Origin of the sequence: Streptomyces sp. GbtcB6, from assembly GCF_019091475.1 — a bacterium.
Lineage (GTDB): Bacteria > Actinomycetota > Actinomycetes > Streptomycetales > Streptomycetaceae > Streptomyces > Streptomyces hyaluromycini.
Window position 1 is genome coordinate 372,038 of the sequence record NZ_JAGXJL010000003.1, and the last position, 13,031, is coordinate 385,068.

The 13,031-nt window shown below is 68.2% G+C and carries 13 protein-coding genes and 2 pseudogenes; 5 read left to right on the top strand and 10 right to left on the bottom strand.

Translation table 11 applies throughout. The annotated features are described in order from the left end of the window. Window positions 1-60: 60 nt before the first annotated feature. From KVT45_RS07110 to KVT45_RS07145, 8 genes are all read right to left on the bottom strand, one after another. Window positions 61-1,830, bottom strand: a complete 1,770-nt coding sequence (locus KVT45_RS07110) for an IucA/IucC family siderophore biosynthesis protein (protein ID WP_217545629.1) — start codon at window positions 1,828-1,830, stop codon at window positions 61-63. Next, window positions 1,827-2,372 carry a GNAT family N-acetyltransferase gene (locus KVT45_RS07115; protein ID WP_217545630.1) on the bottom strand — a complete coding sequence of 182 codons (546 nt, stop codon included), beginning with the start codon at window positions 2,370-2,372 and terminating at the stop codon, window positions 1,827-1,829. The genes KVT45_RS07110 and KVT45_RS07115 overlap by 4 nt, the downstream gene beginning before the upstream one ends. Further along, the gene (locus KVT45_RS07120; RefSeq protein WP_217545631.1) at window positions 2,369-3,652 is read right to left on the bottom strand and encodes a lysine N(6)-hydroxylase/L-ornithine N(5)-oxygenase family protein; all 1,284 of its coding nucleotides are present in this window, start codon (window positions 3,650-3,652) and stop codon (window positions 2,369-2,371) included. The genes KVT45_RS07115 and KVT45_RS07120 overlap by 4 nt, the downstream gene beginning before the upstream one ends. After that, a complete protein-coding gene (gene desA, locus KVT45_RS07125) occupies window positions 3,636-5,078 on the bottom strand; it encodes a lysine decarboxylase DesA (RefSeq protein WP_217545632.1) in 1,443 nt (480 codons plus the stop codon). Before desA ends, KVT45_RS07120 begins: the two co-directional genes overlap by 17 nt. Before the next feature lie 145 nt (window positions 5,079-5,223). Beyond that, window positions 5,224-6,060, bottom strand: coding sequence for a siderophore-interacting protein (locus tag KVT45_RS07130; RefSeq protein ID WP_217545633.1), 837 nt, complete (start codon window positions 6,058-6,060; stop codon window positions 5,224-5,226). Between the two features lie 46 nt (window positions 6,061-6,106). Beyond that, window positions 6,107-7,153, bottom strand: a complete 1,047-nt coding sequence (locus KVT45_RS07135; RefSeq protein WP_217545634.1) for an ABC transporter substrate-binding protein — start codon at window positions 7,151-7,153, stop codon at window positions 6,107-6,109. Window positions 7,154-7,262: 109 nt separating this feature from the next. After that, window positions 7,263-7,457 carry a hypothetical protein gene (locus tag KVT45_RS07140; RefSeq protein ID WP_217545635.1) on the bottom strand — a complete coding sequence of 65 codons (195 nt, stop codon included), beginning with the start codon at window positions 7,455-7,457 and terminating at the stop codon, window positions 7,263-7,265. Between the two features lie 134 nt (window positions 7,458-7,591). After that, entirely contained in the window at window positions 7,592-8,032 is a 441-nt protein-coding gene (locus KVT45_RS07145; protein ID WP_217545636.1) for a VOC family protein, read from the bottom strand. 281 nt (window positions 8,033-8,313) lie between these two features. On the opposite strand from KVT45_RS07145, the gene KVT45_RS07150 reads away from it, so the two are divergent. Then, window positions 8,314-8,679, top strand: a complete 366-nt coding sequence (locus KVT45_RS07150) for a hypothetical protein (RefSeq protein ID WP_254646392.1) — start codon at window positions 8,314-8,316, stop codon at window positions 8,677-8,679. Window positions 8,680-8,704: 25 nt separating this feature from the next. On the opposite strand, the gene KVT45_RS07155 is transcribed toward KVT45_RS07150, so the two are convergent. Further along, window positions 8,705-9,511, bottom strand: a complete 807-nt coding sequence (locus KVT45_RS07155) for a GntR family transcriptional regulator (protein WP_217545637.1) — start codon at window positions 9,509-9,511, stop codon at window positions 8,705-8,707. Between the two features lie 109 nt (window positions 9,512-9,620). Between KVT45_RS07155 and KVT45_RS07160 the strand changes: the two genes are divergently transcribed. Together KVT45_RS07160 and KVT45_RS07165 are read left to right on the top strand one after the other, a co-directional pair. Next, on the top strand, window positions 9,621-10,028 hold the full coding sequence (locus KVT45_RS07160; protein WP_217545792.1) for an NUDIX hydrolase: 408 nt from the start codon (window positions 9,621-9,623) through the stop codon (window positions 10,026-10,028). Between the two features lie 44 nt (window positions 10,029-10,072). Then, window positions 10,073-10,947, top strand: a pseudogene (locus tag KVT45_RS07165) (IS5 family transposase). Window positions 10,948-10,972: 25 nt separating this feature from the next. On the opposite strand, the gene KVT45_RS07170 reads toward KVT45_RS07165, so the two are convergent. Continuing rightward, complete coding sequence (locus KVT45_RS07170; RefSeq protein WP_217545638.1) at window positions 10,973-11,929, bottom strand: LD-carboxypeptidase; 957 nt, start codon at window positions 11,927-11,929, stop codon at window positions 10,973-10,975. A gap of 245 nt (window positions 11,930-12,174) precedes the next feature. Between KVT45_RS07170 and KVT45_RS07175 the strand changes: the two are divergent. Then, window positions 12,175-12,601: pseudogene (locus tag KVT45_RS07175) on the top strand (ATP-binding protein). Continuing rightward, the gene (locus KVT45_RS07180) at window positions 12,601-12,981 is read left to right on the top strand and encodes a hypothetical protein (protein ID WP_217545793.1); all 381 of its coding nucleotides are present in this window, start codon (window positions 12,601-12,603) and stop codon (window positions 12,979-12,981) included. The pseudogene KVT45_RS07175 and the gene KVT45_RS07180 overlap by 1 nt, the downstream one beginning before the upstream one ends. Window positions 12,982-13,031: the final 50 nt, after the last annotated feature.

Below are 13,031 nucleotides of genomic sequence, written 5' to 3' on the forward strand. Positions count from 1 at the left end.
GGGTGAAACGGCCGACAGGCTCCCCCGAGGACCGTACTCGGGGGAGCCCGCCTGTCTGGATCAGAACCCCGCGACGGGATTTTTCAGGGTTCCGACCAGCTGGAGGGCGCCCGACGGGTCCGCCAGGTCCACCATCTGCCTGTTGTCGCGCAGCTGGAGCCGGTTGAGGCAGGACAGCGCGAACTCGGGCGCGAACATGTCGTACTGCGCGAACTTGCCGGCGAGTTCGGGCGCCGACTCCTGGTACTCCCGGGTGACCTCGGCGACCGTCCGCCAGAAGTCGTCCTCCGTCAGGACCCCCTCGGTCGCGAGGTTCGCGGCGAGGAAGCGGAAGAAGCAGTCGAAGACGTCCGTGAAGACGGAAAGGAGCTTCTTGTCCTCGGGAACCTCCACGCGCAGCCGCTCGACCGTCGGCGGCAGCACCGCGTCCGGGTCCATGACCGCGATCTCCTCGGCGATGTCCTTGTAGACCGCCCGCCGCACGACCCCGTCCTTCAGGACCAGGATGACGTTCTCGCCGTGCGGCATGAACACCAGGTCGTAGGCGTAGAAGCTGTGCAGGAGGGGCGTGAAGTAGGCCCGGAGGTAGGCGCGCAGCCACTCCCGCGCCGGCAGCCCGCTCCGCTCGACCAGCGCGGCCGCGAAGGAGGCGCCCTCGTGGTCCACGTGCAGCAGGGAGGCCATGGTCGCGAGCGACTCGCCCTCCTCAAGGGACGGCACCGGGCTCTCCCGCCAGAGCGCGGCCAGCATCTTCCGGTACGGCGAGTAGCGGTCGGTCGCCTTCTCGTACTCCAGGTGCCGGTAGCCGACGGCCGCCCGCTCCCGGATGATCGACAGGCCGGTGGACTTGAGCACCGGGTCGTTGTCGATGAGCTGGGCCAGCCAGTCGTTGATCGCCGGGGTCGCCTCCATGTAAGCGGCCGAAAGGCCGCGCATGAAGCCCATGTTGAGGACCGAGAGAGCGGTCTTGACGTAATGCTTCCCGGGGCTGGAGCTGTTGAAGAAGGTCCGGATGGACTGCTGGGCCAGGTACTCGTCGTCGCCCTCGCCCAGGCAGACGAGGTACCCGCGGGCGACCTCGGCGGCGAAGGTGACGGTGAGCTTGTTCCACCACTGCCAGGGGTGGACCGGGATGAGGAGGTAATCGGCGGGGTCCAGGCCCCGGTCGCGCAGCACGCCGTCGAAGCGCTCGACGGTCCCCGCGCCCAACTCGTCCCGCACGAAGGTCTCGTACTCGATCCCCACCCCCGCCGTGAACGCGGCCCGCGACCTGTGCGCCGCCAGCCACACCAGCCGGACCGGGCTCGCGGTCTCCGGAGCGTACGACAGGTACTCGTGGACGCCGAAGCCGAGCCGCCCGTTGTTGGCGACGAAGCAGGGGTGGCCCTCGGTCATCCCGGTCTCGATCGCCTGGAAGCCGGCGCGGACGAGCTCGGCGACGGGGATCTGCGGCTTGGTGAGCTTGTAGCAGGTGCCGGAGAGGGTGGAGGAGATCTCCTCCAGGTAGACCGGCAGGATCTCGTCACTGAGCCCCAGGGCGTTCTTCAGCTCGATGAAGAAGTCCAGGGCGGCGAGGGGGAGTTCGGCGCCGTCCCGGGTGCGGGTGATCGAGTCGGCGTCCACCTGCCAGTGGTCGAGGGCGCGGCGGACGGCGGTGAAGCGGTATCGGGTGAGCCCGTCGTCGCTGCGGACGACATAGCCGGCCCCCTCCTCCTCCGGGGTGATCAGGCGCTCGTGGGCGAACTCGGCCAGCGCCTTGCGTATCAGGAGCCGGTTGGCCTTCTCCCAGCGCTCGGGGGAGAGGTGGGCCACGGAGTCGGCGAGGGTCATACGGCGGCCACCGCCCTCTCGAACCGCTCCCGGGTGCAGTAGCTCAGCAACGCCTTCTTCTCCGGCTTCTGGATCTCCCGTACGGGCACGAACCCGACGGCCTCGTTCAGTGCGTGCACGGCCGTGTTGCCGACGTCCGGCTCGACGACGATCCGGCGGACCGCCGGGTCCTCGAAGAGGCGGGCCACCACGGCCGTGATGACGGCCTTCGTGAAGCCGTGCACGGGGGTGTCCGTGGCGGGGGTGAGGAAGTGCATCCCGACGTCGCCGGGCTCGGGCTCGTACAACCCGACCAGTTCGCGGTGGGCCGGGTCGTAGTACTCCATGAGAAAGGCCGGCCGGCCGTCCTCGCCGAGGCCGAGGAGCGCGTGGTGGTGCTCGTCGGCCGCGATGTCCATGTAGGCCCGCTCGACGTCCTCCAGCCGGGCGTCCTGCATCATCCAGTAGGCCGCCTTGGGGTGGGTGACCCAGGAGTGGAGGAGTTCGGCGTCCTTCAGCGGGTCCAACGGGCGGAAGGTGAACGTCATCGTCATCGTGGTCATACCGCGAACTCCTGGAAGGCGATCGTCTTCTCCACCGGGTAGTACTCGGAGCCGAGCAGCTCGCGGATGATGTACGCGTTCCGGTACGGGCCCATGCCCAGGTCGGGGCTGGTGATGCTGTGGGTGTGGACGCCGGCGTTCTGCAGGAAGACGCCCCGGCCGGTGACGTCGATCGCGTAGTTGCGGGCCACGTCGAAGTTGCCGTGCGTGTCGTAGCGCAGCCGGTCGCGGACGGGCTTCAGGAACTCGGGCTCGGTGTACTTGTAGCCGGTGGCCAGGACCAGGCCCTGGGTCTCGATCTCGTACTCCTTGCCCTGCTCCTCCTGGCGGAGCTTCAGCGTGTACGTGCCGTTGTCGTACGCGGCCGCGTCAAGGCTGGAGTTGGTGAGTAGCCGGGTAGGCACCGGGCCGGCGAGGTTCTTCTGGTAGAGCAGGTCGAAGATCTCGTTGATCAGGTCGCCGTCGATGCCCTTGAAGAGGCCCTTCTGCTCGGCGGTGAGCCGGTAGCGGGTCGCCTCGGGCAGGGCGTGGTAGTAGTCGATGTACTCGGGGCTGGTCATCTCCAGCGTGAGCTTGGTGTATTCGAGGGGGAAGAAGCGCGGGGAGCGGGTCACCCAGTTCAGCCGGTAGCCGTGGACGTCGATCTCGCCGAGCAGGTCGTAGTAGATCTCGGCGGCGGACTGGCCGCTGCCGACCAGCGTGATCGACTCCTTGGACTGGAGTTCCTGCTTGTGCCGCAGGTAGCGCGAGTTGTGGATGAAGTCGCCGCCCAGGTCCCGGCAGGCCTCGGGGATGTGGGGCGGGGTGCCGGTGCCGAGGACCAGGCGACGGGCGCGGTACGTCTCGCCGACGGCCGTCGTGACGACGTAGGCCTCGTCCGTGTCGTCGTACCGGACCTCCGCCACCGCCGTGCTGAAGCGGACGTTGGTCAGCTGGTGCGCCGCCCAGCGGCAGTAGTCGTCGTACTCGACCCGCAGCGGGTAGAAGTTCTCGCGGATGTAGAAGGAGTACAGCCGGCCCTTCTCCTTCAGGTAGTTGAGGAAGGAGTACGGCGAGGTGGGGTCGGCGAGGGTGACCAGGTCCGACATGAACGGGGTCTGAAGGTGGGCGCCGTCCAGGAACATGCCGGCGTGCCACTCGAAGTCGGGCTTCGAGTCGAGGAAGACGCCGTCCAGTTCGGCGATCGGCTCGGTGAGGCAGGCGAGGCCGAGGTTGAACGGGCCGAGCCCGATCCCCACGAAGTCGTAGGTCTTGCTCGGGGCTTCAGGACGCGCGGTCAAGGGACTCTCCCAGGTACTGCTCGGCGTGGCCGGCGATCAGATCGAGGACGGCGGCGATGTCGGCCGTCGTGGTCTCGGGGTTGAGCAGGGTGAACTTGAGGTAGTGGCGGCCGCCGACCTTGGTGCCCGCGACCACGGCGTCGCCGGAGGCGAACAGGGCCTTGCGGGCGTACAGGTTGGCGCGGTCGATCTCGGCCGGGTCGGTGACGGCCGCCGGGATGTAACGGAAGACGAGGGTGGACAGGGACGGCTCGACGACGACGTCGTAGCGCGGGTCGGCCGCCAGGAGCTTCCAGCCCTCTTCGGCCAGCTCGCAGACCTCGTCGAAGAGTTCGCCGATACCGTCGGCGCCCATGGTGCGCAGGGTCAGCCACAGCTTGAGGGCGTCGAAGCGGCGGGTGGTCTGGAGGGACTTGTCGACCTGGTTGGGGATGCGTTCGGTGACCATGCGGCGGGGGTTGAGGTAGTCCGCGTGGTATGTGACATGGCACAGGGTCGCGGCGTCCCGGACCAGCACGGCGGACGAACTCACCGGCTGGAAGAAGGACTTGTGGTAGTCGACGGTGACCGAGTCGGCGCGCTCGATGCCGGCAATCCGGTCCCGGTGCTTCAGGGAGGCGAGCAGCCCGCAGCCGTAGGCCGCGTCGACGTGCATCCACACGCCGTACTGCTCGCACAGCTCGGCGATCTCCGGCAGCGGGTCGATGGAGCCGAAGTCGGTGGTGCCGGCGGTGGCGACGACCGCCATGGGCACAAGACCGTCCTGCTTGCAGCGCTCCAGCTCGTGGGCGAGGGCGACGGTCTGCATCCGCTTGTCCTGGCCGACGGGGACGGAGACCACCGCGTCCTGGCCCAGGCCGAGCAGTTTCGCCGACTTCTTCACGCTGAAGTGGCTGACCTCGGAGGCGAAGACGCGCAGTTTGGCGAGCGAGTCGGTCTTCGACTCCTCCCGCGCCAGCAGCAGCGCCTGGAGGTTGGACTGGGTGCCGCCGGAGGTGAACACCCCGTCGGCGGCCGGGCCGAGGCCGATCCGCTCGGCCGTCCAGTCGATCAGTTTCCGCTCGATGAGGGTGCCGCCGGCCGACTGGTCCCAGGTGTCCAGGGAGGAGTTGACGGCGGAGAGCACCGCCTCGCCGAGCACCGCCGGGATGACCACCGGGCAGTTGAGGTGGGCGAGGTAGCGGGGGTGGTGGAAGTAGACGGCGTCCCGGAGGTAGACGTCCTCCAGCTCGTCCAGGGCCGCGGTGGTGTCGTGCAGCGGCCGGTCGAGGTCGATGCCCTCGATGAGGGGGGAGAGGGCGTCGACGGTGACACCCGTGAACGGACGGTCGGTGGTGGCGAGTTTGGCCGCCACCCGCTCTACTCCTTCGGTCACGGAGCGGCGGTAGTGCTCCGCGGTGAGGTCATTGAGCAGGTGCGAGCGCATGAGGGGGTCCTCCGGGACGATCCGTGCGGGGGAGGGGAGCGATCGGCTCCACTTAGGTTAGCCTAACCTAAGTAACACGAGTGAAACGCTGCCCCTCCCGTGACAGCCGTCACGTCGGCGGCCGTAACTACTCGCCCGCCTCGGACTACTCGCCGGCCGCCCGGAGTTGTTCCTCCGTCAGACCCTGCCGCCAGTACCCGACGAAGGTGACCCGCCGCCGGTCGATCCCGCGCTCGCCGACGAGGTGCCGGCGCAGTTCCTTCACCCGCCCCGATTCCCCGGCGATCCAGGCGTACGGGTGTGCGTGGGAGGGGAGTTGTGCGGCGCGGATCTCCTCTGCGGCGTCGCGGCCGCCCACCAGCCAGGTGATCTCCGCGTCCGCCTCGGTGGCCACGTCCTGGACGTCCCTGGCGCACGGCACCTCCAGCCAGGCGCGGACGCGCGTGCCGGCGGGGAGCGATTCGAGGATGGCGGTCGCGGCGGGTACGGCGGTCTCGTCGCCCCACACCAGCATCAGATCGGTGTCCTCGGGCGGCCGGAAACGGATCGCCCGGTTGTCGGCGATCGCCGGCCCGAGCAGGATCACCCGGTCACCGGCGGCGGCCCGGGAGGCCCACCGGGAGGCGGGCCCGGCCGCGAGGGCCGCGCCCGGCTCGACCCCGTGCAGCACGAAGTCGATGTCGATCTCGTCCGGGTCCCGGCGCAGTTCCCGCAGGGTGTACGACCGCATCACGGCCCGTACGTCGTCCGGGAGTTCGCGCCAGCCCTGCCACCACCCGTCGCCCAGCTCGATGGGGACGGCCGGCTCGGTGTGCCCCTCGGCCGGGATGAACAGGGAGAGGGACTGGTCGCGTCCGTCGGAGTGGAAGTGCGCCAGGTCGGCGCCGGCGAAGGTGACCCGGACCAGAGACGGACCGAGCCGCCTCGTCCGTGCGACCTGGAGGGAGAAGAAACGGAACGGGGCGGCCACGGCCGTCGTCATATGTGCTCCTGAGACTCAGGAAGTTGTGTGGGTTGCCTGGGTGGGGTCAGCTGACCTTCTTCGCCGTCTCCAGCGCCTTGGCGAGGTTCTCCACCATCGCGACGCACTTGTCGTAGGAGAAGATCGGCTCGGGGGAGCGGGAGATGACCTGGCCGGCCTTGACCGCGGGGAGCTTCTTCCAGGTGGCCTGCGTGATGTCGGCGGGCTGGATGGTCGCCGTACGGTCGTCCATCATGATGATGTCGGCCTTGTACTTGTCGACGTTCTCCCAGCTCAGGCTCTCGTACCAGCCGCCGCTCGCCTTCAGCACGGACGCCGACGGCTCGACGAAGTTCACGCCGAGGGCCTTGAAGTACTCCAGGTCCACGGAGAGGTTGGAGCCGGAGACGTAGAACAGGTCCTGGGCGGCGGAACCGGCCATCACCGTGATGTCGGGGTGCGCCTTGGCGGCGGCGCGCAGCCGGGAGGACGCGTCCTCGAACCGCTTCTTCGCGTCGGTCACCTTGCTCGCCGTCATGTCCGCCCCGAGCGACTCGGCGAGGGCCCAGACGCGCTGGAGCGGGACGGTGAGCTGGCGGTCGTAGGCCGAGATGCCGACGCTCGGGGCGAGCTTGGCGATCTTGTCCTTGGACTCGTCCGGGACGTACCAGAGGGTGCCGGCGGCGTCGAACAACGTGGTGATCAGTACGTCCGGCGCCAGGGCCGCGTACTTCTCGACGTTGAACTGCCCCCACTCGTTGCCGAGGACGGTCAGCTTGCTGATGTCCATGTCGCCGGCCTGGACGTCGGCCTTGCCGGCCTTCGTCCTGGTCGGCCCGAAGACGCCCTTCACGCTGACGCCGTAGTCGTAGAGCGCGGCGGCGACCCCGACGAACGCGACGATGTTCGCCGGGACCTTGTCCAGCTTCACCGTGGTCCCGCGGTCGTCCTTGAACGTCCAGGGACCGGACTCGGCGGCCGTCGTCTCCTTGCCGGAGGAGCCGCTTTTCGCGTCGTCGTCACCGCAGGCCGCGAGCGCGGCGCCGAGACCGATGGCGCCACCGGCGGCGAGGATGCCACGGCGGGTGAGGTGGGCTGCTCTGACGTTGGACATAGGTGTGGCTGCTTTCGGACGTGCGGAAACACCGCCGGACGGGATGAAGCTTAGGTTAGCCTAACCTCAGATCTTGTCCAGGTCCGGGCCCTGCCGCGCCCGTTCGCGGTCACCGCGGCCGGTAGGCGGTGGCCGGCACCGAGACGGTGATCCGGTCGGGCAGGGGGCCGTCATCGCTCAGCTCCGCACGGCTCAAGTGGCCTGCGCTCGGCGTCATTTCGAGCAGATCCAGGGCTTTCTCCGGAGCCAGGGTCGCGCCGAACTCCACTTGTTCGGTGGCGGCGACAGCGAAGAAGGGGTCCAACGTCCGGTGCAGGCGCCGAAGTGGTCCAACGCCCGGTGCAGGCGCCGCTCCTTGGCCGGGTCGATCGCCGCCGTCGCAGGCAGCCGCTCGTTAGCACCCCGGAGGCAGTACCCGACGTCCGTATCGTCGCTTCCTCAGCGCAGTTGCTCGGCCAGTCCGACGATGATGCCCTCGGGGCCGCGGAGGTAGCAGAGCAGATAGCTGTCCTCGAACCGGGCGATCTCGCCGACGAGTTCGGCGCCGTGAGGGCGCAGGCGGGCAACGGTGCCCTCGATGTCATCGACGGCGAACATGACGCGGTGCGTGCCCAGAATGTTGTGCGGCCGGTTGCGCGGCCCGGCGCCGATCGCCGCGGGGCTGCGGTACTTCGCCAGCTCGATCCGGCTGTGACCGTCCGGGGTCCGGACCATCGCGATGTCACAGCGGACGCCGTCGAGTCCGGTGCACCGGTCGGCGAAGAGGCCCTCGACCTCCGCCCTGCCCTCCAGCTCCATACCGAGTTCCACGAAGAACGCGACGGCGGCGTCCATGTCCTCGACGACGATGCCGACGTTGTCCATCCGCTGAATCGCCATGCTGGTCTCTCCTTCTTCCCCGTGCGGCCGGTGGTGGCCGCTGATGTTCCTGGGACGGAGCCGGTGGCACGTTCTCGACATCAAATAGCGATCTGTGAACCCGATCTCCTGGGCTCATGACGATCACCTGCCACACAACTTGCACAATCGTCTATACGACTAAGTGTGTTGGGGTGTACGAGTTCAGACGAACGGCTACGAACGGCTACACGGATCAGACTGGAGGCCAGGGAGAGTTCCTGAGAGCCACCATCGTCAGACCCTTGCGTCATGCTCTGCCCATGCTGATTGCGACGAACAACCGGGGCCACGTGGTGAAGCGCCCCTCCAAGCCGGCGATAGGCACGATGCTCGCGAACCTGGGACAGGGCGATCACATGGTCCTTGAGCGGCAGGACGAGGGTCTTGAGGGTGACTGGTACATCCAGGTGCTGTTCCGCGACAACAACACCTACCAACTGGAGTACCGGGACGGCGTCGCCGCAGAGCACTACCAAACCCTGACCGCCTCCCAGGAGAAGGCCTGTCAGGCTCTCCTCGACTGGGCGGCCGGAACGCCTGACTGGCAGGGCGGCTTCACGTGGAACAACCTCGGCGCCATGTTTGCCGCCCCGATCGTCAAGGCCACGGATCAGCCGACCCCCTAGCACCGCACTCCCGCCCATCATGCGATCAGGTCGCCGGGAGCTGGTACGACAGCACGTAGGCGTCCGCCGCCATGACCGTGTCGCACACCTCGACCGCCCGCCCGTCGGTGTCGAAGGCGGTCCGGATGAGGTGGATCACGGGCACGCCGGCCGCGAGGTGGAGCGTCTTGACCTCGGAGGGCGAGGGCATCCGGGCGCGGATCTCCTCTTCGAAGTGGTCAAGGCGGTGGCCCAGCTCTTCGAGGCAGGCGTAGATGCCGCCGGGGCCGGGGCCGGGGCCGGGGCCGGGGTTGGGTTCGGCGATCTGGGTGCCGCGGACGATGTCGAGGGGGAGGTAGGAGGTGGCGAACTCTACGGGCCGTCCGTCCAGCAGATAGCGCCGACGGCGAGCCAGTACGCGCCGCACGGAGCCAAGCCGGGTGGAGACGTCCTGACTTGCCTTCTCTTCCTTGACCTCAAGGCTGTCGACCTGCGGGTGGCTGCCGGCCGCATCGGCTTCCACGATGAACGCGGACTTGCCCTGCTCGCGGTGACGGCGTGCGAAGCGGTCGGAGGCGAGGCGGCGCACGGGCGGGCGGGGGCGGACGAAGACGCCCTTGCCGTGCTCGGCGTGGACCAGGCCCTCGCCGGTGAGGACGGAGAAGGAGTTGCGGACGGTCATCCGGGAGACCCCGTAGTGCTCGACCAGCTCTGCCTCGGAGGGCAGTTTCTCGCCCTCGCGGAATTGCCCCCGGTCGATGGCTTCGCGCAGTTGGTCGGCGATCTGCCTAAAGACCGCACGATCGCTCGTGGGGTCGAGATCTCCGAGGAGGCCCGTAGAAAGAGGGCTCACGTGTGTACTCCTTTAGGTATCTAGACGAGTGGGCGAGTGAAGTTGCTACGGTGGAGAGCCTAGCCATCCGGGAGGGCCGAGGAACGTGAGCACGCAGTGCCCGCACTCCGTGAGCGTGGCCGGGGTCGTCGTCGACGCCCAGGGCCGGGCCCTCCTGATCCAGCGCCGTGACAACGGCAAGTGGGAGCCGCCGGGCGGTGTCCTCGAACGCGAGGAGACCATCTCCGAGGCTCTGCAACGCGAAGTCCTCGAAGAGACCGGCATCAAGATCGCCCTTCCGGCGACCCTGACCGGCGTCTACAAGAACATGACGGGCCTGATCGTCTCCCTGGTCTTCCGCTGCGAGGCCGCCGACGGCATGCCCACGACCGGCGACGAGACCCGCGCCCTGCGCTGGGCGACCCGCGAAGAAGTCACCGACCTGGCCGACGAGGCATACGCGATCCGCGTCACCGACGCGCTCGACGCGATGACCCCGCCGGCCGTCCGCGCCCACGACGGCGTGAAACTCGTCTAGGGCCTGTTGCGAAAGTAGATCTTGGCTGTGGATGATCACGGTCTGTGGGACGTGGTGATCTGACGCACGGCCAGTGGGGCTCGGCTGGAGCCGTTGTTGCCGCAGGGCATCAAACCGGGTCGTCCCCCGGTGTGGACGCGGCGGCAGCTCGTAGACGGCATACGGTGGCGGACCCGGACTGGTGCCCCCTGGCGCGACGTACCAGAACGCTACGGCCCCTGGGACCGGGTCTATGACCTCTTCCGCCGATGGCAGCGCGATGGCACCTGGACCAGCATCGTCACCCCGCTCCAAACCGAAGCCGACGCTAAGGGGCTGATCACCCGGGACGTGAACGTCGACTCCACCGTCTGCAGGGCCCAGCAGCATGCCACCGGGGCGGCGAAAAAGGGGACCTTCAAAAGGAGCCGCCCGGCGGCATTGCCATCGAGCCAGCCGACCACAGTCTCGGACGCTCCCGGGGCGGGCTGACCACCAAAATCCATCTCGCCGTAGAGCAGAGGCAGAAGCCGCTGTCCGTCGTGATCACGGCTGGTCAGCGCGTGACTCACCACAGTTCGAACCGGTCCTGGAAGCGATCCGGGTGCCCCGGACCGGTCGGGGCCGGCCCCGCAAGCGCCCGGATCGGGTGCGGGCCGACAAGGCGTACGACTCCCGCACTAACCGGTCCTACCTGCGAAGACGCGACATCAAGGCAACCATCCCGGTCCCTGCGGACCGCGTCCGCAACCGCCAGAAACTCGGCTCCCGAGGCGGCCGGCCACCGACGTTCGACAAGACCGACTACAAGCAGCGGCACGCGGTCGAATGCGGGATCAACCGGCTCAAGTGCCACCGGGCCGTGGCCACGAGATACGACAAGCTGGCCGTCCGATACGAGGCGACCGTGCTGGTCGCAGTCCTCAACGAGTGGCTGTAACCAGCACTTTCACAGCAGACAGACCTTAGACGACCGCTGGCAGGACGGTCAGCGTTCCGGTGGCTGTGTCGATCGTTGCCTGGGTGCCAAGGGGGATCGTCGGGGGGTTGGTGCCGTGCCCGGCGGGGAGCCCGCCCAGGACTGGAACACCGAGCCCAGCGAGTCGGTCGTGCAGGATGTCGCGGATGCCCCATCCGCCCAGCGCTGGATCGCCGGCATCGCGGTCGAAGCCGAGGAACTGGCCCAGGGCGATGCCGCGCAGACCATCGAGCGCCCGGGAGCGGATGAGCTGGGTCAGTGCGCGGTCGACCTCGCCCAGCCCGGTTCCTCTCTGGTGTTCAAGAAAGAGGATGGTTCCCTGCAGGCTGGGCAGGCCAGCTCCGGTCTCCGTGCGGATCGCGCTGAGGTTGCCGCCCATCAGGATGCCCGTCGCCGTGCCGTCCACGGTGACTTCCGCAGTGGCCTCGGACGGGTCGCGGTGGAGGGTAACCGGGTCGGTGGTCATCAGTGCGCGGCGCAGGGCCTCGGCGGAGGCGGGCCCGGTGTAGCTGTCGTTGCACTTGGCGAAGGGGCCGTGGAGTGAGGCCAGGCGGCAGCGTGACCACAGGGCGAGGTGGAGGTGGGTGATGTCGCTGAAGCCGACGACCGGCTTCGGGTCGCGTCTGAGGGCGTCGGTGTCGAGATCGTCGACGATGCGGTAAGTGCCCTTGCCTCCCATGGCGGCGATCACGGCGCGGACGCCCGGATCGCAGAACGCCGCGTTCAGGTCGAAGACGCGGTCTTCGTCGCGGCCGGCCATGTAGCCCCACTGGTCGAAGACATGTTCACCCAGCTCAACCTCAAGGCCCCAGGAGTTGAGCAGTTCGACGCCCCGGGCGACTTCTTCCCGACTCGGCGGACAGGCAGGAGCAACGATCCGCACCCGGTCTCCGGGCCGCAAACGCGGCGACCTTAACGACTGCGGATTCTGGTAGTCATCCATCCGACGATTCTGCATGGGCTGGGCCCACAACCGAGCAACGGTTTCACCGAGGGACGACCGCGTGCACACCGGCCGGCGGCCAGATTGATGCCCTCCGGCACCGACGGCTCCAGCCGCGCATGCTGGCCATTCGTCAGATCAACATGCCGCCCAGGGTGTGATCATCCACAGCCAAGATCTACTTTCGCAACAGGCCCTAGCCCGAACCCGCTGCACATGCGGCCTACCAGCACGAAGGAACTTGTATGCACGAGTATATGAGTCGAGTCCGAGTCTGGGACTGACTTGCCCAGGATTTCCGGAAGAGGTCAGCCGGGCCCGCCGCTGGACGAGAGACATCCTGCGCGGGTCGCCCTGGCGGACGACGCGGCCCTGATCGTGAGCGAGCTGAGCACGAACGCGCTCCTGCACACGAGCAGCGGAGGGGAGCGCGGGAGCTTCCACCTGGCCCTGGCGGTGGCGCCACAGGTGATCGCGTTGTCGGTGACGGACGGCGGAGGAGGGGGCGGGGCTCCGAAGGTCGAGCACCAGGACCAGGAGGCTGAGCACGGCCGGGGCCTGGGCATGGTCAGCGCCCTCGCCCACAGAGTCGTCGTCCAGGGCACCGATGGCGGCCACACGGTCACCGCGGAGCTCTTCGTGAACGACCAGCGGGGAGGCCACCCGTGCTGATGGACAAGCCCCGGCGAGGCTTCTGGTGCGAGTGCTGGACCGAGGACCTCACCGACGAAATGCAATGGCCGGCACTCCGAGCATCCTTCGACGCCTACTCCGCACCCCAGGCAGACAGATGGGTCGCCATCGCACTCCGCACCATCTCACCGGCACTCGACCCGGACGCCTCGGACGAAGTCTGGGCCTGGCTCCACGACGGCCGCGCCGAAACCCGACGAGCCCTGCTGCGCTTAGAACCCTGCACGGTGCCAGTCACCCAGGCCAGCACACGCATCACGTGGACCATCCGACCAGTGCTCTTCGTGCCGCTCGCGCACAGGCAGGTTATGGAACTACCCCACTGTGCCTACGACTTCAAACCGCAAAAGCACGATTGACGCCTGGCGCCCGGCCTGGACATTCAAACCGGCGATCATCTGCCTTCTAG